At 65.1% G+C, this 21,500-nt stretch carries 15 protein-coding genes and 1 pseudogene; 15 read left to right on the plus strand and 1 reads right to left on the minus strand.

Annotated elements, in window-relative coordinates; translation table 11 throughout:
- Positions 1-148: 148 nt before the first annotated feature.
- The 3 genes from HBH1_RS09905 to HBH1_RS09915 are packed head-to-tail and all read left to right on the plus strand — an operon-like array spanning position 149 to position 6,158.
- Positions 149-1,489, plus strand: coding sequence for an efflux RND transporter periplasmic adaptor subunit (locus HBH1_RS09905; RefSeq protein WP_102662626.1), 1,341 nt, complete (start codon positions 149-151; stop codon positions 1,487-1,489).
- Between the two features lie 11 nt (positions 1,490-1,500).
- Positions 1,501-4,656, plus strand: a complete 3,156-nt coding sequence (locus HBH1_RS09910; RefSeq protein ID WP_102662627.1) for an efflux RND transporter permease subunit — start codon at positions 1,501-1,503, stop codon at positions 4,654-4,656.
- An 11-nt stretch (positions 4,657-4,667) separates the two neighbouring features.
- Positions 4,668-6,158 carry an efflux transporter outer membrane subunit gene (locus HBH1_RS09915; protein ID WP_369878609.1) on the plus strand — a complete coding sequence of 497 codons (1,491 nt, stop codon included), beginning with the start codon at positions 4,668-4,670 and terminating at the stop codon, positions 6,156-6,158.
- 79 nt (positions 6,159-6,237) lie between these two features.
- Here HBH1_RS09915 and HBH1_RS09920 read toward each other — a convergent pair whose 3' ends face one another.
- Positions 6,238-7,875, minus strand: coding sequence for a methyl-accepting chemotaxis protein (locus HBH1_RS09920; RefSeq protein WP_102662629.1), 1,638 nt, complete (start codon positions 7,873-7,875; stop codon positions 6,238-6,240).
- Positions 7,876-8,327: 452 nt separating this feature from the next.
- Here HBH1_RS09920 and HBH1_RS09925 point away from each other — a divergent pair, with 452 nt between their 5' ends.
- From HBH1_RS09925 to HBH1_RS09985, 12 genes and pseudogenes are all read left to right on the plus strand, one after another.
- Entirely contained in the window at positions 8,328-9,182 is an 855-nt protein-coding gene (locus HBH1_RS09925) for an NAD-dependent epimerase/dehydratase family protein (RefSeq protein WP_102662630.1), read from the plus strand.
- 296 nt (positions 9,183-9,478) lie between these two features.
- Complete coding sequence (locus HBH1_RS09930) at positions 9,479-10,276, plus strand: amino acid ABC transporter permease (RefSeq protein WP_102662631.1); 798 nt, start codon at positions 9,479-9,481, stop codon at positions 10,274-10,276.
- Positions 10,273-10,926: an amino acid ABC transporter permease gene (locus HBH1_RS09935; RefSeq protein WP_102662632.1), complete on the plus strand. Its 654-nt coding sequence runs from the start codon at positions 10,273-10,275 to the stop codon at positions 10,924-10,926. The genes HBH1_RS09930 and HBH1_RS09935 overlap by 4 nt, the downstream gene beginning before the upstream one ends.
- Positions 10,910-11,704: an amino acid ABC transporter ATP-binding protein gene (locus tag HBH1_RS09940; protein ID WP_102662633.1), complete on the plus strand. Its 795-nt coding sequence runs from the start codon at positions 10,910-10,912 to the stop codon at positions 11,702-11,704. The genes HBH1_RS09935 and HBH1_RS09940 overlap by 17 nt, the downstream gene beginning before the upstream one ends.
- An 89-nt stretch (positions 11,705-11,793) precedes the next feature.
- Positions 11,794-12,558 carry a transporter substrate-binding domain-containing protein gene (locus tag HBH1_RS09945; RefSeq protein WP_369878612.1) on the plus strand — a complete coding sequence of 255 codons (765 nt, stop codon included), beginning with the start codon at positions 11,794-11,796 and terminating at the stop codon, positions 12,556-12,558.
- Positions 12,559-12,949: 391 nt separating this feature from the next.
- On the plus strand, positions 12,950-13,837 hold the full coding sequence (dapA, locus tag HBH1_RS09950) for a 4-hydroxy-tetrahydrodipicolinate synthase (protein ID WP_102662635.1): 888 nt from the start codon (positions 12,950-12,952) through the stop codon (positions 13,835-13,837).
- 32 nt (positions 13,838-13,869) lie between these two features.
- Positions 13,870-15,039 carry an iron-containing alcohol dehydrogenase gene (locus tag HBH1_RS09955; protein ID WP_102662636.1) on the plus strand — a complete coding sequence of 390 codons (1,170 nt, stop codon included), beginning with the start codon at positions 13,870-13,872 and terminating at the stop codon, positions 15,037-15,039.
- Positions 15,036-17,365: pseudogene (gene pdxA, locus HBH1_RS25640) on the plus strand (4-hydroxythreonine-4-phosphate dehydrogenase PdxA). Before HBH1_RS09955 ends, pdxA begins: the two are co-directional and overlap by 4 nt.
- 95 nt (positions 17,366-17,460) lie before the next feature.
- On the plus strand, positions 17,461-18,906 hold the full coding sequence (locus HBH1_RS09970; RefSeq protein WP_102662639.1) for a sodium:solute symporter family protein: 1,446 nt from the start codon (positions 17,461-17,463) through the stop codon (positions 18,904-18,906).
- Between the two features lie 31 nt (positions 18,907-18,937).
- Entirely contained in the window at positions 18,938-20,122 is a 1,185-nt protein-coding gene (locus HBH1_RS09975) for a sialidase family protein (RefSeq protein ID WP_102662830.1), read from the plus strand.
- A gap of 24 nt (positions 20,123-20,146) precedes the next feature.
- Positions 20,147-20,608, plus strand: coding sequence for a nuclear transport factor 2 family protein (locus tag HBH1_RS09980; protein WP_102662640.1), 462 nt, complete (start codon positions 20,147-20,149; stop codon positions 20,606-20,608).
- A 112-nt stretch (positions 20,609-20,720) separates the two neighbouring features.
- Positions 20,721-21,497: a DeoR/GlpR family DNA-binding transcription regulator gene (locus HBH1_RS09985; protein WP_102662641.1), complete on the plus strand. Its 777-nt coding sequence runs from the start codon at positions 20,721-20,723 to the stop codon at positions 21,495-21,497.
- Positions 21,498-21,500 lie beyond the last annotated feature (3 nt).

Genomic DNA, 21,500 nt, shown 5'->3' on the forward strand with positions numbered 1-21,500 from the left:
CCGGGGAGCGATCTGTTTCATTCCGGGAAGAAAGTGGCTGCGCTCAAATTTCCTTCACATTTGCTTTCCATAATCACGGGTCCGATAGCTCATTGCGCCCGGATTGCCTGCCCAAGGCGGCAGGTGTTCCTGGCAGAAAGCCGCCCAGATGACCGATTTCCGCTCCCAAGCCCTGCCCCTGCTGCGCCAGAATCCGCCCCGCCTGCTGCGCACCCTGACCCTGGCCGCCCTGCTGGCCGTGACCCTGGCGGCCTGCTCCCGCTCCGGCGAGGCGCCCAAGGCAGCGGCCCAGGCCGAGGTCGGTTACGTGGTGGTCAAGGCCCAGCGACAGGCAGTGACCACCGAATTGCCCGGCCGCACCAGTGCCTACCTGGCCGCCGATATCCGCCCGCAGGTGGGCGGCATCATCCAGAAGCGGCTGTTCAAGGAGGGCGCCAAGGTCAAGGCCGGTCAGCCGCTGTACCAGATCGACCCGGCCAGCTACCAGGCGGCCTACGACAGCGCCAAAGCATCGCTGCTCAAGGCCGAGGCCACGCTGGCTTCGTCCAGGCTGAAGGCCCAGCGCTACGCCGAACTCAACAAGATCGACGCCGTTTCCAAACAGGATAACGACGACGCCCAGAGCACCCTGCGCCAGAACCAGGCCGACGTCGAGGTGCAGAAGGCGGCCGTGCAGACGGCGGCCATCAACCTGCAGTACACCAAGATCCTCTCACCCATTTCCGGACGTATCGAGAAGTCTTCGGTCACGCCCGGCGCGCTGGTCACCGCCAGCCAGACCACGGCGCTGACCACCGTGCAGCAGATCGATCCGATCTACGTGGACGTCACCCAGTCCACGGTGGATCTGCTGCGTCTGCGCCGCGAACTGGCCAGCGGCCAGATCCGCAAGAGCGGCGAGAACGCCGCCCAGGTCAAGATCCTGCTGGAAGACGGCTCCGCCTACGACCGCACCGGCCGCCTGGAATTCACCGGCCTGTCGGTCGATACCGGTACCGGCATGATCACCCTGCGCGCAGTGGTCCCCAACCCGGACGGTGTGTTGCTGCCGGGCGCCTATGTACGGGCGGTGCTGGAGGAGGGCGTGGACGAGCATGCCCTGCTGGTGCCGCAAAAGGCGGTCAGCCGTGACCAGACCGGGGCGGCAACGGCCCTGGTGCTGGGCGCCAATGGCAAGGTGGAGCAGCGTCTGGTCACCGTGGCGCGTGCAGTGGGTAACAGCTGGTGGATCAGCAAGGGCTTGAAGGAGGGTGACAAGCTCATCGTCGATGGCCTGCAGAAGGTGCGCACCGGTGATACCCCGCGTGCCATCGACATCACCGACAGCCTGAAGAAGGATCTGGCCAGCGAAGCCGCCGCCGCCGCTGCCGATCCCTCGCTGGGAGGCGATGCCGACAACGCTGATACAGACGCTGGCAATAACGCTGCCAGCCCCGCCACCACCGGCGCCACCACCACCGACAACGCCGCCGGCGCCAAGTCGAAGTAAGCGGGGCGCACATGGCACGTTTCTTCATCGACCGGCCCATCTTCGCGTGGGTCATCGCCATCATCATCATGCTGGGTGGCCTGATGGCCATCCGTTCGTTGTCGCTGGAGCAGTATCCCGACATCGCCCCGCCCAAGGTCAACATCAAGGCCACCTATACCGGTGCCTCGGCCAAGACCCTGGAGGATTCAGTGACCCAGGTCATCGAGCAGCAGATGAAGGGCCTGGACAACCTGCAATACATGTCGGCCAGCTCCAGCTCGGCCGGCAGCGCCACGGTCTCGCTCACCTTCACCGCCGGCACCAATCCGGACGTGGCGCAGATGCAGGTGCAGAACAAGCTGCAGCAGGTCACGGCGCGGCTGCCGCAGGCGGTGCAGAACAATGGTGTGACCGTCACCAAGGCTTCTACCGACATCCTGATGGTGTTGTCGCTGACCTCGGATGATCCGCGCATCACCAGCATCGATATCGGCGACTTCATCAGCAGCACCCTGACCGACCAGATCAGCCGGGTCGAGGGCGTGGGTGACGTCACCGCCTTCGGGACCAACTATGCGATGCGCATCTGGATCGATCCCGCCAAGCTGCAGAAATATGCGCTGATGCCGTCCGACGTTACCAGCGCCCTGGAAGCCCAGAACACCGAAGTCTCCGCCGGCGAAATCGGTGCGCTGCCGGCCCGGCCCGGCCAGCAGATCAATGCCACCATCACCGCGCGCAGCAAGCTGACCACGCCCGATGAATTCCGCAACATCATCGTCAAGTCATCGGCCGATGGTTCGCTGGTCAAGCTCTCCGATGTGGCGCGGGTGGAGCTCGGTGGCGAGAGCTACCAGGTGGCCTCGCAGCAGAACGGCAAGCCGTCCTCGGCGCTGGCCATCCAGCTGGCCACCGGCGCCAATGCGCTGGCCACGGCCGATGCGGTCAAGCAGAAGATGGCCGAGCTGGAGCCGTACTTCCCGGCCTCCATGAAGCTCAAGACCAATGTCGCCTATGACACCACGCCGTTTGTGAGGGTGTCCCTGGAAGAGGTAGTCAAGACCCTGATCGAAGCCATCGTGCTGGTGGTGCTGATCATGTACCTGTTCCTGCAGAACCTGCGGGCTACCTTCATCCCGGCCATCACGGTGCCGGTGGTGCTGCTGGGGACCTTCGGCATCCTCGCCATGTTCGGCTATTCGATCAACACGCTGACCATGTTCGGCCTGGTGCTGGCCATCGGCCTGCTGGTGGACGATGCCATCGTGGTGGTCGAGAACGTCGAACGCCTGATGAGCGAGGAAAAACTCAGTCCCCGTGAGGCCACCCGCAAGTCCATGCAGGAGATCACCGGCGCGCTGGTGGGCATTGCCATGGTGCTGTCGGCGGTGTTCATCCCGATGGCCTTCTTCGGGGGCTCCACCGGCGTGATCTATCGCCAGTTCTCCATCACCATCGTCTCGGCCATGGCGCTGTCGGTGATGGTGGCGCTGACCCTGACCCCGGCGCTGTGCGCCACGCTGTTGAAGCCGCATGCCGCCGGCCATGTGCAGCAGGGCCGTTTCTTCACCTGGTTCAACCGCACCTTCGATCGCAGCGCCACGCGCTACCAGGGTGGCGTGGCCGGCCTGCTGCAGCGTGGCAAGCGCGGCCTGCTGATGTATGCCCTGATCGCGGCGGCCATGGCGATCCTGTTCATGCGCCTGCCCACCTCCTTCCTGCCGGAAGAGGATCAGGGGGTGCTGATGGCGCAGATCCAGCTGCCTACCGGCGCCACGGCCGAGCAGACCGCCACCGTGGTCAAGACCGTGCAGGAATACTTCATGAACAAGCCTGAGTCGGTCGATTCGGTGCTGGCCATTGTCGGTGCCGGCGTGGGCGGCAACAGCCAGAACGGTGCACGGGCCTTCATCCGCCTCAAGCCCTGGGATGCGCGCACGGGGGCTGACCAGTCGGCCTCGGCCCTGGTGCGTCGTGCCAATGCGGACCTGTCCAAGATCCGTGGCGCCCGGGTGTTCCTGATGAACCCGCCGGCGGTGCGTGGCCTGGGCCAGAGTTCCGGCTTCGACCTCGAACTGAAGGACGTCGGTGGTGTGGGGCACGATGCCCTGCTGAAGGCACGCGACCAGTTCCTGCAGCTGGCGCGCAGCAATGCCCTGCTGGCCAACGTGCGCACCACCGGCCTGGACGATACGCCGCAGCTGCGCGTGGCCATCGATGACCGCAAGGCTGATGCGCTGTCGATTGCGACCTCCGATATCAATGCCACCCTGGCCACCGCCATGGGCGGTACCTATGTCAACGACTTCCTCAGCAATGGCCGGGTCAAGAAGGTCTATGTGCAGGGCGATGCGCCGTTCCGCATGCAGGCCGATGACCTCAACCGCTGGTATGTGCGCAACTCGGCCAGCCAGATGGTGCCGTTCTCGGCCTTCATGAGCAGCCAATGGACCTATGGGCCGTCGCTGCTGGAGCGCTACAACGGCGTGTCTTCCTTCGAGATCGTCGGTGAACCGGCGGCCGGGGTGAGTTCGGGGACCGCCATGGCGGAGGTGGAAAAGCTGGTGGCGCAACTGCCGGCGGGCATCGGTTTCGAGTGGACCGGTTCGTCCTATCAGGAGCGGCTCTCGGGCAACCAGGCACCGATGCTGTATGCGATTTCCATCCTGTTCGTGTTCCTCTGCCTGGCAGCGCTCTACGAGAGCTGGTCGGTTCCCTTCGCGGTGATCCTCGCTGTGCCACTGGGGATCGTCGGTACCGTGCTGCTCACCGGTATCTTCGGCATGTCCAATGACGTGTATTTCCAGGTCGGCTTGCTGACCACGGTGGGTCTGTCGGCCAAGAACGCGATCCTGATCGTGGAATTCGCCAAGCAGTTGCACGAGTCCGGCAAGAGCCTGCGCGATGCCACGCTGGAGGCGGTGCAGCTGCGCCTGCGCCCGATCCTGATGACCTCGCTGGCCTTCATGTTCGGCGTGCTGCCACTGGCCCTGGCCAGCGGTGCCGGTTCGGCCAGCCGCCGCGCCATCGGTACCGGTGTGCTGGGCGGGATGCTGTCGGCCACCATGCTGGGCATCTTCTTCGTGCCCTTGTTCTATTACCTGATCGGCACCTGGCTGGACCGCCGCGCCGCGGCCCGACCGCACCGGGATGACGATCACGCCATGCCAAAGGAGGGCCTGTGATGATGCGCCCGATGATTCATGAGAAACACCTGCGCACCGTCCTGGCGCTGGCCCTGAGCGCTGCCCTGGCCGGCTGCGCCAACCTCGCGCCAGACTATGCGCAACCGGCCGCGCCGGTTCCGGCCAGCTGGTCGCAACAGGTCGATGGCAAGCCCTTGGTCACCAGCGGTTCGCGCGCTGCCGGCGAGATCGATGCCGACCAGCTGGGCTGGCGTGAGTTCTTCCTCGACCCGCGCCTGCAGCAGGTGATCGCCGCCGCGCTGGAGAACAACCGCGACCTGCGCGTGGCCGCCCTGAACATCGAGAAGGCGCGGGCCGAATATCGCATCGCCGATGCCGACCGCTATCCGGCCATCTCCGCCACCGGCACCAGCAGCGCCAGCCGCACGCCGGCCGAGTTGTCCACCAGTGGCCGCGCCACGGTGACGCGCCAGCAGAGCGTTACCGTGGGCATCAGCGCCTACGAGCTGGATTTCTTCGGGCGCCTGAAGAACCTCTCCGATGCCGCGCTGGAAACCTACCAGTACCAGGTCGAGACCCGCCGCAGCACCCATATCAGCCTGGTGGCCGAGGTCGCCACGGCCTGGCTCACGCTGGCCTCCGATCGCGAGCGCCTGAAGCTGGCGCAGGACACCTATGCCAGCCAGTCACGTACCTTCGAGCTGAGCCAGCGCAGTCACGAGATCGGCACCGTCTCCGGGGTCGACCTGGCCAGCCAGGAAGCCACCGTGGAAAGCGCCCGCGCCGACGTGGCCAGCTATACCAGCCAGGTGGCGCAGGATCTGAATGCCTTGCGTCTGCTGGTGGGCACGGATGTCGATGCGGCGCTGTTGCCCGGCGGCCTGCCGGAGACCGCCAGCGTGCTGCCCTCCACCCCGTCCGGCCTGCCCTCGGCAGTGCTGTTGCGTCGTCCGGACGTGCTGGCGGCCGAGCATACGCTCAAGTCCGCCAATGCCGATATCGGGGCGGCGCGCGCGGCCTTCTTCCCCAGCATTTCACTCACCGCCGATGGCGGCACCGCCAGTCGTACGCTGGGGGGCTTGTTCAAGGCGGGCAGCGGCAGCTGGAGCTTCGTACCGTCCATCAGCCTGCCCATCTTCAATGCCGGCAGCCTGCGCGCCAGCCTGGATGCGGCCAAGATCACGCGCAACATCGACGTGGCCAATTACGAGAAGGCCATCCAGACTGCCTTCCGTGAAGTGGCCGATGCGCTGGCCGTGCGCGCCACGCTGGACCAGCAACTGGATGCCCAGGGCAAGGCGACCGCCGCCAGCGATAAGGCATTCCGCCTGTCCGAGGCGCGCTACAAGAACGGCATCGACAGCTACCTCACAACGCTGGTGGCGCAGCGTACGCTCTATTCGGCGCAACAGACCCTGATCTCGCTGCGGCTGACCGAGCAGAGCAATCGCATCACGCTCTACAAGGTGCTGGGCGGTGGCTGGAACGAGCAGACCCAGCCCGCGTCGGCCTCGGCTGCGGACAAGGGGGCGCCCTCCTGATTGCGGGGGCCGGCTCACAGGATGAAACGCCGCGACCTGTTACCGGGTCGCGGCGTTTGTATTTCCATTTCTTCCTGGATCAGCGCAGACCGAGGCTGGCGCGCGCGGGCGTGATATCGATGGTGCGGTGTTCTCCATCCTCCTGCGCCGGCTGACCTTCCATCTGCGCTGCACTGAGCTTGAAGGCATCCACCAGGTGGTTCAGATGGTCGGCTTGCTGGCTCATCGATTGCGAAGCTGCTGCGGCTTGTTCGACCAGCGCGGCGTTCTGCTGGGTGTTTTCATCCAGACGCGAGATGGCGTGCTGCATCGCCTGGATGCCATCGGACTGCAGGCGACCGGCGGCGCCGATCTCGGCCACCACGGCGGTGACGCGCTGCACGCTGCTCACCACTTCCTGCATGGTGCCGCCGGCATGCTGCACCAGGCGACTGCCGTCGGCCACGCTGGCCACCGAACTGTCGATGAGGTGCTTGATCTCGCGGGCGGCGGCGGCCGAGCGTTGCGCCAGCGACCGGACCTCCGAGGCCACGACCGCGAAACCGCGTCCCTGCTCACCGGCACGCGCCGCTTCGACGGCGGCATTGAGCGCCAGGATATTGGTCTGGAAGGCGATGCCGTCGATCACGCTGATGATGTCCACGATCTTGCGCGAGGAGGCATCGATCACGCCCATGGTCTCGACCACCTGCCGGACCACCGCGCCACCCTGGCTGGCGATGTCCGAGGCCGAGGCGGCCAGCGTCTCGGCCTGCTGCGCGTGGTCGGCATTGCGGCGCACCGCCTGGCTCAGTTCATCCATGGCGATCACCGTCTTTTCCAGGGTATCGGCCTGTTGTTCGGTTCGTTCCGACAGGTTCTGGTTGCCCATGGCGATTTCGGTCGAGGCGCTGGCGATGGTGTGGGTGCCGCTGCGGACCTGCTGGACCAGCGAGGCCAGCTTGTCGCGCATGATGCGGATTTCATGGATCAGGCTGGAGCGGTCACCCGGTTCGGTATGGACGGGCGTGGCCAGTTCGCCGTCGGCGATGCGCCCGGCGATTTCCACCGCGTAGCGTGGTTCGCCACCCAGCTGGCCCAGCAGGCTGCGACGGATCAGCCAGGCCGTGACGATCGAGACTGCGAGGATGATTGCGGCACACACCACGATCAGGCGCAGCGAGCTGTCGAACAGGGCTTCGGCAGCATCACTGGCCTGCTGGTTTTCACGTTGCACGGTCTTGAGCAGGGTGTCGATGTCGCTGACGATCTGGCGCCGCAGCGGGCTGCATTCCTTCACGAGGAACTGGCCATAGGCGTCCATCTGGCCGCTCTCGCGATAGCGGCGCGGCCGCTTCAGTTCGTCGGCCATGCTCAGCAGGCCGCTTTTGGCCTTCTCGAACTGGGCATTGCCCGCCATGACCGCGTCTAGCTGGCGCAGCGCTGCCAGGTAGATGGCCTTTTGCTCATCCAGCAGGGCCAGTTCGCGGGTGGCGTCGGCATCATCGCGGAAGATATAGGCGTTGCGGGCAGCGATGCCGGTCTGGTCCAGTGCCTCGCGGGCGATGTACAGCGGCTCCAGCTTGCTGGCGGTGACCTGGTTCTGGTAGCGCATCGCGCCGGAGATGGACTGCATGCGGACCAGCGCGATGGCGATCAGCACCAGCATCAATGCGATGACGATGCCGAAGCCGAGACGCAGCTGGGTCCCGATCTTGAGCTTGCTCAGATGATTCATGGGATTGTGACTTTTCTTGTACGTGGAGTCCGGCTGTGGGGGCAGCGGGAGGAGGAGGAGCAGGATTGCCTGCCGCGATGGCCGTTGGGGAGGGCGCGTTGCAGCTCGGCTTTCCCGATGGAAAAGATTGTAGATGAGAGTGATTCCCAGCTTCAAGGACTTTCGGGGGCGACATCAGGTTTATCTCAGTTGATGCGAGTTAACATTGTTTTGTTGAGAGATAAAGGGTATATCGTGTGATTTTCCCGTGAGAATTGCCTACGCTGTCGCGCTTTTGACGCGCCTTGTTTGCCGTATAAATCCATTTGACAAGGCCTCGCCCGGCGGGAATAATCCGCAAGTGATACGACAACGTACAAGATCGTTTGCAACGATGGCATCTTGTCCGCGATGTCGCCGTTGAACCCGATTCCACAACAACAACGATGAGCAACCATCAGGAGACAGCCCGCATGAGCGCAGATTCCGATCGCGATGCGTGGCAGACCGCACGCTTTTCCCGCCTGTTGCTGACCGGCGCGGCCGGTGGCGTGGGCAAGCAGTTGCGCCCGCGCCTGGCATCCTTTGCCGACAGCGTGCGACTGGCCGACCTCGCCAGCGCCATGGAGGCGGCCGGCCCGGCAGCGCCCCACGAGCAGGTACTAGGGTGCGACCTGGCCGACCGTGTTGCGGTCGATGCCATGGTGGCCGGCTGCGAGGCCATCATCCACCTGGGCGGGGTGTCGGTGGAGCGACCCTTCGAGGAAATCCTGGAAGCCAACATCAAGGGCGTCTTCCACATCTATGAAGCGGCACGCCGCCATGGCGTCAAACGGGTCATCTTCGCCAGTTCCAACCACGTCACCGGTTTCTATCGCCAGGACCAGCGCATCAATGCGCATGACCTGCGTCGTCCCGACGGTTACTACGGGCTGTCCAAGTCCTATGGCGAAGACATGGCGCAGTTCTACTTCGACCGCTATGGCGTGGAGACGGTGAGCATCCGCATCGGTTCGATCTTCCCCGAGGCGACCAATCGCCGCATGCTGGCCAGCTGGATGAGCATGGATGATTTCGAGCAGCTGCTGCGCCGCTCGCTGTTTACCCCGGACGTCGGTCATACCGTGGTCTATGGCATGTCGGCCAATGCCCACACCTGGTGGGATAACCGTTACGCCGCCCATCTGGGCTATGCGCCCAAGGACAGTTCCGAGATCTTCCGTGCCAAGGTGGAAGCCCAGCCGCAGCCGGCCCCGGATGATCCGGTGGCGACCCTGCAGGGCGGTGCCTTCACGGCCGCCGGTCCGTTCGATCCCCTGGTCGGCTGAGCGGCAGGCCAGGTTTCTCCGTCCGGTCCCGATAGCAAGGCAGTACCCAGTCATCGCAGCAGCGCAGTACCTCCCCGGCGGCGTGAAGTCCTTCACCCGCCAGACCTGAAAGCACTCGATGTGCAGCGCGTCGCCCCAGTGCGCGCCGGCCCGTCCCGCATGTAAGCGTTTGAGCAGCAGCTTGACCTGAATCGCAGCAAGGCAGCACCCGGTACACCGGGCCGCCCGCACGCAGCAGGATCGCGCACGCGTCGCACCGATGTCCGGTTCCCTTCCACCTTGATGGACCGGCAGCCATGAACTTTTCTCTGGATTTCTCGCCCCTCGCCCCCTATTGGCCGGTATTCCTGCGCGGCGCCTGGCTGACGCTGAGGATGACCAGCGTGGCCGTCATTGCCGGAGTGAGCGTGGGCATCTTCGTCGCGTTCGCCAAGAACAGCCGCAATCGCATCCTCGCCCAGCTGTGCAGCGCCTATATCGAGGTGGTGCGCAATACGCCCTTCCTGGTACAGATATTCCTCTTGTACTTCGGCCTGGCCAGCCTGGGCGTGCGCATGCCGACCTTCGCGGCGGCCACCCTGGCGATGGTGGTCAACATCGCCGCCTATGCGGCCGAGATCATCCGCGCCGGCATCGATTCCGTGCCGCGTGGCCAGATCGAGGCGGCGCAATGCCTGGGCCTGTCGACCTGGCGCATCCGTTGGCACGTGATGCTGCAGCCGGCCATCGAGCGCGTCTATCCGGCACTGACCAGTCAGTTCCTGCTGATGATGCAGGCCTCGGCGATGGCCTCGCAGATCTCGGCGGAAGAGTTGACGGCCATCGCCAATACCGTGCAATCCGATACCTTCCGTTCGCTGGAGACCTATATCGTGGTGGCGCTGCTGTATCTGGTGCTGGCAGTGCTGGTCAAGCTGATCGCCTATGCCGTGGGCGAGACCATCTTCAAGCGTCGTCGTACCCTGCGTCGCGCCGCGGCCCACGGCCGGCGCAGCCCGGTGAACGATCCGCCCGGCACCGCGCCACTGGTCCACACACCCTACGTGCATGCGGCCGTACGCCTGCGCGCCCGCACCGGTGGGAGGGTCTCATGATGGGCGGCTTTACCTGGACCTACTTCTTTTACCTGGTGCAGTCCATCGGCTGGACCCTGGTGCTCTCGGCGCTGGCCTTCGTGCTGGGCGGTGTCGGCGGTTTCCTCTTGATGCTGGCGCGCATCTCGCCCCGGGCCTGGCTGCGGCGGCCGGCATTGCTCTTCATTGAGTGCATACAGGGCATTCCCCTGCTGATCCTGCTGTTCATCGTCTACTTCGGGCTGTCGGTCTACGGCCTGGTGCTGCCGGCGCTGGTGGCGGCCAGCATCGCCATGATGATCTATGCCAGCGCCTATCTGGGCGACATCTGGCGCGGCTGCGTGGAGGCCATGCCACGGCCGCAGTGGGAGGCTTCCGAATGCCTCTCGCTGACGCGCTGGCAGACACTGCGCCTGGTCATCATCCCGCAGGCGGTCCGCTTGTCGCTGCCACCGACCATCGGCTTCCTGGTGCAGCTGATCAAGATGACTTCGCTGGCCTCGGTGATCGGTTTCATCGAGCTCACGCATGCCGGGCAGATCATCAACAACTCGATCTTCCAGCCCTTCCTGGTATTCGTGCTGGTCGGAACCTTCTATTTCCTGCTCTGTTATCCCTTATCGCGCTGGAGCGCATCCATGGAGAGAAAACTCAATGTCGGCAATCGTTAATCCGGAGACGGTGACGCACCTGCGTCCCGTGGCGCCCGCCCAGGAGGTGCAGCCCGTCATCGTCAGGCTTGATCAGGTCTATAAGAGCTTCGGCGACAACCAGGTCCTGAAGGGGGTGTCCTTCGAGGTGGCGCGCGGCGAAATGATCGCCATCATCGGTGCCTCCGGCTCGGGCAAGAGCACGGCGCTGCGCTGCATCGACCGGCTGGAGACCATCGACTCCGGCAGCATCGAGGTGGCCGGCATCCGTGTCGATGATCCGCAGGTGGACCTGCATCGCCTGCGCCGCGAGGTGGGCATCGTCTTCCAGAGCTACAACCTGTTCCCCCACCTGAACGTGCTGGAGAACGTGATGCTGGCCCTGCGCCACGTCAAGCAGCAGGACAAGGCCGAGGCGCGGCGCGTGGCGCTGGCGGCGCTGGCCCAGGTCGGGCTGGACGAAAAGGCCGCAGCCTATCCCGAGCAACTCTCTGGTGGTCAGCAACAGCGCGTGGCCATTGCGCGTTCGCTGGCGATGTCGCCCAAGGTGATGCTGTTCGACGAGGTCACCTCGGCGCTGGACCCGCAACTGACCGGTGAAGTGCTGCGCGTGATGGAAGACCTGGCCGCCAACGGCATGACCATGCTGCTGGTGACGCACGAGATGAACTTCGCCAAGCGCGTGGCCGACCGCATCATCTACATGCATCAGGGCCGGGTCTGGGAAGTCGGCCCCGGCGAGATGCTGGACCATCCCCATACCCCCGAACTGAAGGCTTTCCTGGCTGCCGACCTGTAGCCCAACGGCGTCCCTTGCTGCTTCACCCATATCTATAACGGAGACTCAACATGCCCCTGCCATCCTTCCACCGCTGGACCCGTACCACCATGGCCGTCGTCCTGCTCGGCCTGGCCACCCAGAGCGCACTGGCCGACCAGCTGGACGATATCCGCAAGGCCGGCAAGATCCGCATTGCCACCACCATCAGTACACCCTTGTTCGGTTTCACCGACGACAAGCTGCAACTGGCCGGTTCCGATGTCGACGCCGCGCGCCTGCTGGCACAGGACCTCGGCGTGCAGCTGGAGCTGGCCGGCGTCACCAATGCCGCCCGCGTGCCGACCCTGCAGGCCAATCGCGCCGACATCGTGGTGGGCTCGCTGTCGATCACGCCGGAGCGGCAGAAGGTCATTGATTTCTCGATACCCTATGCGGTCATCAGTCTCATCATCGGTGGTCCACGGAGTGTGGCCGTCAAGGATTACGCCGGCCTTGCCGGCAAGCGCGTCGGCGTCACCCGCGCCACCCCCAATGACACCCTGACCACGCAGAACGCCAAAGGCGCCGAGGTGGTGCGCTATGAAGACGACGCCACCCTGATCACCTCGATGGTGACCGGTCAGATCGACCTGTTCTCCAGCACGCCGTCCAACCTGCAGGAGATGCAGAAGAAGGCAGCGGACAAGAACCTGGAAATGAAATTCGAGCAAAAGGCCTTCGACCTGGGCATCGCCATGAACAAGAACCAGCCGCGTCTGAAGGAATGGATCGACAACTGGGTGCGGACCAACCAGAAGAACGGCAAGCTCAATGCCATCTACAAGAAATACCACGGCCGCGACCTGCCACAGGCGACCCAGAATCCGCAGTAGGCAAGGGCGGACAGCAGCGGTCTGAACGCTGACGCAAGACCAGGACCGGGGTCGCATCCCCGGTCCTTTTCATTTTCAGCGGCTGATCGAGGGTCAGGGCAGAGTGGTCTGAAATGATCGACTCGGTCGTTTTGCGTGCATTTCATTCCCGACGGGAAAGAAAACGACACTTGCGCTCATCATCTAATGAATATTTCGATCAAAATATTTGCCGGAGCTCTTGATTTTGGTTCTGCAGCAGTATATCTTGATCAAAAAAATCGTTGAGTCACAACCGACGCGCTTGTTTTCTTCAAATAATGATCGAATCGATCATTTTCTCAGGCGTAGTGGCTCTCATTCATTGGGGCCGGACTGATCCGGTCACCACAAGAACAGACGGAGATATCGCATGTCGCTTCACTTCAAGGGCATCGTCCCTGCACTCATCACGCCCCTGACCCCGGACGAGGAAATCGACGAAGCGGGCCTGCGCACGCTGGTGGATCGCCTGATCGAGGCCGGTGTGCATGGCCTGTTCGTGCTGGGCACCAACGGCGAATTCATTTCGCTGTCCGAGGCCGAAAAGTTGCGCGTGGCCCGCATCGCCGTGGACCAGGCGCGCGGCCGCGTGCCGGTCATCGCCGGCACCGGCGCCTACGCCACCCGCGAGGTGATCGCCCTGAACAGCAAGATGCAGGACCAGGGCATCGAGGCGGTCTCGGTAATTACGCCCTATTTCAACGGCGCCACCCAGGCCGAACTGTTCAAGCACTACGACAGCATCGCCCGCGCCACCTCGCTGCCGGTCATGCTCTACACCATCCCCGCCAAGACCGGCGTGCAGTTGAACATCGACACCGTGCGCCGCCTGTCGGAAATCCCGAACATCCGCGGCATCAAGGACAGCGGCGGCGACTTCGACCGCCTGCTGCAGCTGATCAATCTGAAACGCGAGGATTTCGCCGTCTTCACCGGGACCGATTCCATGATCCTGTGGACCCTGATGGCCGGTGGCGACGGTGCGGTGGCCGCCACCACCAATGCGGTACCGAGCGTGGTGATGTCGATCTGGAACAACTTCCACAAAGGCGACATCGCCGCTGCCCGCCAGGCGCAGGAAGCGCTGCGCCCGCTGCGCGACGCCTTTGCGCTGGGGACCCTGCCGGTGGTGCTCAAGACCGCCGCCGGCCTGCTGGGCATGCCGGCCGGTCCGGCGCGCTCGCCCGTGCTGCCGCTGGACGAGGCCGCGCTGGACAAGCTCAAGAAGGCCATCGCCGCCTATCCGCGCGTGGCCTGAGCCGCCCGCGCCTGCCTATCCGAGGACCGACCATGAGCACTACCTATCACTTCCAGACCGTCAAGCACATCGTGCATGGCCCGCACAGTCTTGATCAACTGGCCGACAAGCTGGCCCTGCTGGATCGCCCGGTGCGCCGGATCGCGCTGATCACCCAACCCATCATGGAACAGAAGGGTGTGGTGGCCCGCGTGGTCCAAGCGCTGGCGCAGCACGATGTGCAGACCCTGGTGGTGCGCGACGTGGAGCCCGAGCCGACCATCGAGAATGTGGAAACCGTGTTTGCCGGCCAGATCGCGCCCTTCGCCCCGGACGCGATCCTGTCCATCGGCGGCGGTAGCGTACTGGACGCGGCCAAGCTCTTCGCCGTACGCCTCACCAATGAGGAGCCGCTGCGCCAGTGGCTGGGCGTGGACCTGATCAAGCGTCCCGGCGTGCCGCTGGTGCTGGTGCCAACCACCTCCGGCACCGGTTCGGAAGTCACCCCCAACGCCATCGTCACCTTGCCGGACGAGGAACTGAAGGTCGGTATCGTCAGCCGTCACCTGCTGCCGCAACTGGTGATCCTGGATGCCACGCTCACCATCGGCCTGCCCAAGCCCATCACGGCGGCCACCGGCATGGATGCCTTCATCCACGCACTGGAATCCTATATCTCCACCAAGGCCAATCCGGTCAGCGACATGTTCGCCATGGAATCGATGCGCCTGATCGGCGCCAACCTGGTCGAGGCCTACCAGAACGGCGATTCGCTGCCGGCCCGCCAGGCGATGCTGATGGGGTCCATGTATGGCGGCCTGGCGCTGACGGCAGCCGGCACGGCGGCGGTGCATGCACTGGCCTATCCGCTGGGCGGCATGTTCAACATCACCCACGGCGTGGCCAATTCCATGCTGCTGCCGCACGTGATGGCCTTCAACCTGGATGCCATCGTCGACCGCCTGGCCAGCGTGGCGCATGCGCTGCAGATCGCGCGCCATGACGACAGCGATCAGGCTGCTGCCGACAAGCTGCTGGCGCGCCTGCGTGAATGGACCGCGGTGCTGGAGATTCCACAGGACCTGCGCCAGTTCGGCGTCTCCGAAGCCCATCTGGAACCACTGGCGATTGCTGCCGCCAAGGTCAAGCGCCTGCTGGGCAACAATCCCAAGGCGCTCGGCCATGAGGACATCAAGGCGATCTACCAGAGGCTGCTGCCATGACCTTGGCCGCCGCCGTTACCGTCGCTGACCGCGTGCGCCTGCTGATCGTCGGTGACGATCTGTCGGGCACCGCCGATTGCGCCGTCACCTGCACCCATTTCGGGCTGGACAGCGTGGTGGCACTGGGCGCCGACGCCGATGCCGCGCGGCAGGCCGTGGACGTGCTGGCACTGGATGCCGACACGCGCGCACTGCCGCCGGGCGACGCCGCCCGCCTCAACGCGGCGGCCTGGCAAGCGCACAGCGACGGACGCCGGCTGTACAAGAAAATCGATTCCACCCTGCGCGGCAATGTCGCCGCCGAGATCGCCGCGCTGACCGGGGCCGGCATGGCCATCGTCGCGCCGGCCTTCCCCGCTGCCGGCCGCACCACGGTGGAGGGTCGGCAATATGTCTTTGACGTGCCGGTGGAGGAATCCGAAGTCTGGCGCAATGAACGCATCGCCGGCCGCGCCGACCTGGTGGAGATGCTGCGCCAGGCTGGCATGAAGGTGGCGCTGCTGGGACTGGAGAGCTTGCATCAAGGTCCGCAGCAGGTGCGTCACAGCATCATCGCCTGCCAGGTCGATGGCGTGCAGGCACTGGTCTGCGACGCCCGTACCGTGCAGGACCTGGCGTGCATCGCCGAGGCCTCGGCCCCACTGGATGGACTGTACTGGGTCGGATCGGCCGGGCTGGCCACGCCACTGGTGCGCGCCTGGCAAGCTGCGGTGACCGTACCGAGACAGGCGCAGGCAGCCGGGTTCAGCGACAAGGCGACTCATGCCGGCGGCGTACTGGTGATCGTGGGCAGCATGTCCAGTGTCTCGCACGCACAGGCAGAAGCCCTGGCCGAACAGGCTGGCGCCGAAATCCTGGCCTGCAGCATCGATGCCACTTCCCTGCTGGACCCGATGTCCACTCGCGCTCGCGAGCTGGCGCAACTGGTCGCGCAGACCCTGCAGCAGGGACGCAGCGTGCTGGTGACCGTGAGCCAGGACCAGCGCGCAGCCGTCAGCGACGGTGCGCGGCTGGCGCGGCAACTGGCCGAGCACCTGGGACCGGCGGCGCAACATGCCAGTGCGCTCATCGCCACCGGCGGCGAGACCGCGCGCGCCATGTTGACCCGCATGGGCGTACGGCAACTGGGCATCGTCAGCGAAATCGACACCGGCGTGCCGCTCATGCGCGCACGCCATCTGGACCGGGAGTTCCCGGTCGTGACCAAGGCGGGTGGCTTCGGCCGGCCCGATACCCTTTATCGCGCATGGCGGCAACTGTCCGCCCGGCGAGCGGGTGCTGCGTCGGCAGCGCCCACATCCACTGGAGAAGAGTTATGACATACCGTCCGGTTATCGGCATCACCATGGGAGATGCCGCCGGCGTGGGGCCGGAGATCATCATGAAAAGCCTGGCCCGGCGCGAAGTCTATGAGGCCTGCCGTCCGCTGGTCATCGGCGACGCCAGACGCCTGCGCGATGCCGGCCGCATCACCGGCGTGGACCTCACGGTACGCGCCATCGCCAATCCTGCCGAGGCGCACTTTTCCTTCGGCGAGATCGACTGCATCGACCTCGGCCTGATCCCGGCCGATCTGCCCTACGGCAAGCTCTCGGCGGTGGCCGGCAATGCCGCCTTCCAGTACATCGCCCGCACCGTGGAGCTGACCTCGGCCGGTGAACTCGATGCCATCTGCACCGCCCCGCTGAACAAGGAAGCCCTGCATGCCGGCGGCCATATCTTCCCCGGCCATACCGAGATCCTGGCCCACCTCACCGGCATTCCCGAGGTGTCGATGATGCTGGTGGCGCCCAAGCTGCGCGTGATCCACGTCACCACCCACATCGGCCTGCTGGATGCCATCAACCGCATCGAACCAGGATTGGTGCAACGGACCATCGAGCGGGCGCACGACACCCTGGTGCGTGCCGGCATCACGCAGCCGCGCATCGGCGTGTGCGGCATCAATCCGCACGCCGGCGAGAACGGCCTGTTCGGCTATGGCGAGGAAGAAAAGAAGATCATCCCCGCCGTCGACCTGCTCAAGGCGCGTGGCTGGGACGTCGAAGGCCCGCTGCCGGCCGACACCCTGTTCTATCGCGCCGGCCGTGGCGACTTCGACGTGGTGGTGGCCATGTACCACGACCAGGGCCACGGCCCGGTCAAGGTGATGGGCCTGGAAGCGGGCGTGAACGTCACCGTCGGCTTGCCGGTGATCCGCACGTCGGTGGACCACGGCACCGCCTTCGACATCGCCGGCCGTGGCATCGCCGACGAAGGAAGCATGCTGGAAGCGCTCAAGCAGGCACAAGACCTGGCCACGCGCCGCGCTGCCCTGGCAGCCTGATGCAAACGGCCGGCGCCGCGATCCCGCGGCGCCCGGTCCGATAAGAAAATCATCTAAAACGTTATCCGATCTTCGAGGATCGGGAGGAGAACACAATGAACCAGTTTGGAGCATTGGACACGACCATCATCATCGCGATGGTCGTCGTCTACATCGCCGCCACTTCGTGGCTGAGCATCCGCCTGCGCAGCAAGACCACCGGCGAATTCATGGTGGCCGGCCGCGCCGCCCCGGTGGTGGTGATCGCCATCCTGCTGATGTCCGAATTCATCGGCGCCAAGTCCACCATCGGTACCTCCCAGGAGGCCTTCAATGTCGGTATTGCTGCCTCCTGGTCGGTGATCGCGGCGGCCATCGGTTTCCTGCTGTTCGGCCTGTTCATGGCCAAGCGCCTGTACAAGTCGGGTGAATTCACCATCTCCGGCTTCGTCGCCCAGAAGTACGGCAAGACCGCCAAGCTGGTGGTCTCGGCGGTGATGATCTATGCCCTCTTCATCGTCAACGTCGGCAACTACGTCAGCGGCGCGGCGGCCATCTCCACCGTGCTCAAGGTCAACCTGCCGACTGCCGCCATCATCACCGCCATCGTCAGCACCATCTACTTCGCTTACGGCGGTCTCAAGAGCGTGCTCTACGTGACCATCTTCCACAGTGCCATGAAGATTCTCGGCATCGGCATCCTGGTGTGGGTGGCACTGTCCCTGACCGGCGGCATCGCGCCCATGGTCAGCACCATGCCCGAGCATTACTTCACCTGGAAGGGCGCCTTGAACGGCGGCACCATCGGCGCCTGGATCATCGGTACCTCGGGCGCGATCTTCTCTACCCAGTTCATCATCCAGGCCATCTCCGGTGCGCGCTCCGGCGAAGACGCCCGCAAGGCCACCCTGGTGGCCGCCGCACTGTGCCTGCCCATCGCGCTGGCCCTGGGCCTGCTGGGCGTGGCGGCCAAGTTCCTGTTCCCGGAGATCAAGGGCCTGTATGCGCTGCCGATCTTCCTGCAGCATATGCATCCGGTGCTCGCGGGCGTCGTGACGGTGTCGCTGGTGGCCTCGATCTTCGTGAGCGTGAGTACCGTGGCACTGGCCATCGCCTCGCTCATCGTCAAGGATTTCTACGTACCGCGCTTCCAGCCTTCGCCCGAGCGCGAGCTGGCAGCGACCCGCTGGATTTCGCTGGTGGTGGGTTTCGTGCCGTTGATCTTCGTGCTGTTCGTGCCGCAGATCCTGGCGCTGTCCTTCTTCACCCGGGCGCTGCGCCTGACGGTGACGGTGGTGGCCCTGATGGGCATCTACCTGCCGTTCTTCAACAGTAGCCGTGGTGCCATCTCGGCGCTGGTGCTGGCCACCGTGGCGACCACCGTCTGGTACCTGCTGGATAACCCGTTCGGCATCGACAACATGTATATCGCCCTGGTGGCGCCGGCCATCGTGATGGTGATCGAGCGGCTGATCTTCCCGGCTGCGCCCAATGCCACCGAGCACGCTACTCCGCACCCTGGCGCGCCCGAGCTGGCCGCCGGCCGCCGGCAGCAGCACTGAACCGCTCCCAGTCAAGAAAGAGGATGACAAGATGAACCAGTCCACCCCCGCCGTCGGCCAGGTCAGCCAGGCCGCAGGCGACACTGCCCGCCGCGAGGCGCACCTGCCGGCGTTGACCGTACAGAACCACGCCGCCAACCTGATCGCGCTGTCCAACGGCGACCTGCTGTGCGCCTGGTTCGGCGGCACCCAGGAGGGTATTCCCGATATCTCGATCTACCTGTCGCGCCTGGTTGCCGGTGGCGATACCTGGAGCGCGCCGGTGCGCCTGTCGGAAGATGCCAGCCGCTCCGAGCAGAACCCGGTGCTGTTCGAAGCGCCCGATGGCAAGCTGTGGCTGATCTATACCGCGCAGTTGTCGGGCCATCAGAATACGTCCATCGTGCGTCGCCGCGTCTCCGGTGACCTGGGCCGGACCTGGGGCCCGATCGAGACCCTGTTCGACACGCCCGGCACCTTCGTGCGCCAGCCCATCGTGGTGGCGGCCGATGGCGCCTGGCTGTGTCCGGTCTTCATGTGCCGCGTGGCCGAGGGTGAGCGCTGGTCCGGCAATGACGACATCAGCGTGGTGATGCGTTCCACCGATGGCGGCCAGCACTGGCGTGCGCATGAGGTGCCGGCCAGCGTGGGTTGCGTACACATGAACATCCAGCCGCTCAAGGACGGTGGCTTCCTGGCGCTGTATCGCAGCCGTTGGGCCGACCACATCTACAGCAGTCGTTCGGCCGATGGCATCAGCTGGAGCGCGCCGCAGCCGCTGGACCTGCCCAACAACAATTCCTCGATCCAGTTCGTGGCGCTGGCCAATGGCCACCTGGGACTGGTGTTCAACCACAGCAGCGCAGCCAATAGCACTGAACGTCGCGCTTCGTTGTATGACGACATCGAGGACTCGGAAGACAGCGGCAGCCTGGTCACGCAGTCCGCCTCGCAGCGCGGCACGGCCTTCTGGGGTGCACCGCGCGCGCCGATGACGCTGGCCATCTCCCAGGATGGCGGCCGCAGCTGGCCGCTGATGCGCAACCTGGAAGTGGGCGATGGCTACTGCATGACCAACAATTCGGCCGAGAAGCGCAATCGCGAATATTCCTATCCCTCCATCGTGCAGTCGGCCGATGGCAGGCTGCATATCGCCTATACCTACTTCCGCCAGAACATCAAGTACGTGACCGTCGATGAAGCCTGGGTCGCGCAACCGGTAGCGGCTGCGGCCTGATTACTTTATTCGCAGGAGACAAGCATGAACAAGCAAACCATCACCCGCAGGGAGGCCCTCGTGGCATTGGGAACAGGAATCGCCGCCGCCGGTGCGAGCACGCCGGCCATGGCGGCCACGGCAGCCGATGCGGCCTCGCTGGAAGCCGCCAGTGAGGCGCTGCGCCAGGCGCTGGAACAGGGCGACGGCCCGGCCCTGCAGAGCCTGCTGCACGAGCGCATGACCTACTCCCACTCGGATGGCCGGGTGTGGACCAAGGCGGTGTTGCTGGAGGCCATCGCCGGCAAGCAGCGTTACCTCAGTGTGCGTACCTCGGCGCAGACGGTGGAGGTGGCGGGCAGCACCGGCATCGTGCGGCACACCTATGACGTGGTCAACAACGACGAGAAGAAGAGCACGGGCCACCTGAAGGTATTGCTGTGCTGGGTCAGCCAGGGGCAGGGCTGGCAGATGCTGGCACGCAGCGCCACCACCGTACCGGCCTGAGCAACACGACCGGCGCAGTCCCGGAAGCGGTGGAGCGCCTGCGGAAGCCGGTATACTCCTTGCCTGCCATCCCCGCCGGGATGGCGGCAACGACAACCCAAGACTGCACCCTATGAAAGTTACCCGCCGCCGCGAGGCCATGGTCCAGGCCGTCCTCTCGGGGATGACGGAAGTGGGCGCCCTGTGCGACCACTTCGGCATCTCCGAAGTCACCGTGCGTCGCGACCTGCGCGCACTGGCCGATGAGGGCCTGATCCTGCGTACCTATGGCGGCGCCGCCTCGGTCAGCCTGCATGCGCCGGAAGAGTCGCTGGAGCAGCGCAGCCACAGCTTCCAGGCCGAGAAGGATGCCATCGGTGCGGCGGCCGCCGCCTGCGTGGCCGATGGCGATACCGTCTTCCTCGATGCCGGTACCACCACCGCGGCCCTGGCCAAGGCGCTGGCGCCGCGCACCGGTATCCAGGTCATCACCAACAACCTGCTGGTGGTGCAGACGCTGGCCGGCAGCCAGGTCGGCGTGACCCTGATCGGCGGCGATGTGCGTCCCACCAGCATGAGTACCTTCGGGCCCATCGCCCAGCTGGGCTTGACCCGCCTGACCTTCGACAAGGCCTTCCTCGGTGCCGATGGCGTGGTGGCCGGGCGCGGCCTGTGCGAAGCCACGGTGGAACAGGCCTATCTGAAGGAATGCATCATCCGCCAGGCCGCCACGGTGTTCGTGCTGGTCACGGCCGACAAGCTCAATCGCGACAGCCAGCAACACTGGACCCCGGTGGAAAAGCCCTGGACCCTGATCACCGATGCCCAGCCCGGGCATGCCGGGCGGCACAGCTTCGAGAGCCTGCCGGGCGTGAAGATCGTGTCGGTCGAGGTGCAGCGCCAGGCCTGACGG

The organism is Herbaspirillum sp. BH-1 (assembly GCF_002870055.1).
Classification (GTDB): Bacteria; Pseudomonadota; Gammaproteobacteria; order Burkholderiales; family Burkholderiaceae_D; genus Herbaspirillum; species Herbaspirillum frisingense.

Excerpts from the sequence above, each read along its gene's own strand:
- HBH1_RS09905 (WP_102662626.1), top strand. The coding sequence starts at position 149 with ATGACCGATTTCCGCTCCCAAGCCCTGCCCCTGCTGCGCCAGAATCCG.
- HBH1_RS09910 (WP_102662627.1), top strand. The coding sequence starts at position 1,501 with ATGGCACGTTTCTTCATCGACCGGCCCATCTTCGCGTGGGTCATCGCC.
- HBH1_RS09915 (WP_369878609.1), top strand. The coding sequence starts at position 4,668 with ATGATTCATGAGAAACACCTGCGCACCGTCCTGGCGCTGGCCCTGAGC.
- HBH1_RS09920 (WP_102662629.1), bottom strand. The coding sequence starts at position 7,875 with ATGAATCATCTGAGCAAGCTCAAGATCGGGACCCAGCTGCGTCTCGGC.
- HBH1_RS09925 (WP_102662630.1), top strand. The coding sequence starts at position 8,328 with ATGAGCGCAGATTCCGATCGCGATGCGTGGCAGACCGCACGCTTTTCC.
- HBH1_RS09930 (WP_102662631.1), top strand. The coding sequence starts at position 9,479 with ATGAACTTTTCTCTGGATTTCTCGCCCCTCGCCCCCTATTGGCCGGTA.
- HBH1_RS09935 (WP_102662632.1), top strand. The coding sequence starts at position 10,273 with ATGATGGGCGGCTTTACCTGGACCTACTTCTTTTACCTGGTGCAGTCC.
- HBH1_RS09940 (WP_102662633.1), top strand. The coding sequence starts at position 10,910 with ATGTCGGCAATCGTTAATCCGGAGACGGTGACGCACCTGCGTCCCGTG.
- HBH1_RS09945 (WP_369878612.1), top strand. The coding sequence starts at position 11,794 with ATGGCCGTCGTCCTGCTCGGCCTGGCCACCCAGAGCGCACTGGCCGAC.
- dapA (WP_102662635.1), top strand. The coding sequence starts at position 12,950 with ATGTCGCTTCACTTCAAGGGCATCGTCCCTGCACTCATCACGCCCCTG.
- HBH1_RS09955 (WP_102662636.1), top strand. The coding sequence starts at position 13,870 with ATGAGCACTACCTATCACTTCCAGACCGTCAAGCACATCGTGCATGGC.
- HBH1_RS09970 (WP_102662639.1), top strand. The coding sequence starts at position 17,461 with ATGAACCAGTTTGGAGCATTGGACACGACCATCATCATCGCGATGGTC.
- HBH1_RS09975 (WP_102662830.1), top strand. The coding sequence starts at position 18,938 with ATGAACCAGTCCACCCCCGCCGTCGGCCAGGTCAGCCAGGCCGCAGGC.
- HBH1_RS09980 (WP_102662640.1), top strand. The coding sequence starts at position 20,147 with ATGAACAAGCAAACCATCACCCGCAGGGAGGCCCTCGTGGCATTGGGA.
- HBH1_RS09985 (WP_102662641.1), top strand. The coding sequence starts at position 20,721 with ATGAAAGTTACCCGCCGCCGCGAGGCCATGGTCCAGGCCGTCCTCTCG.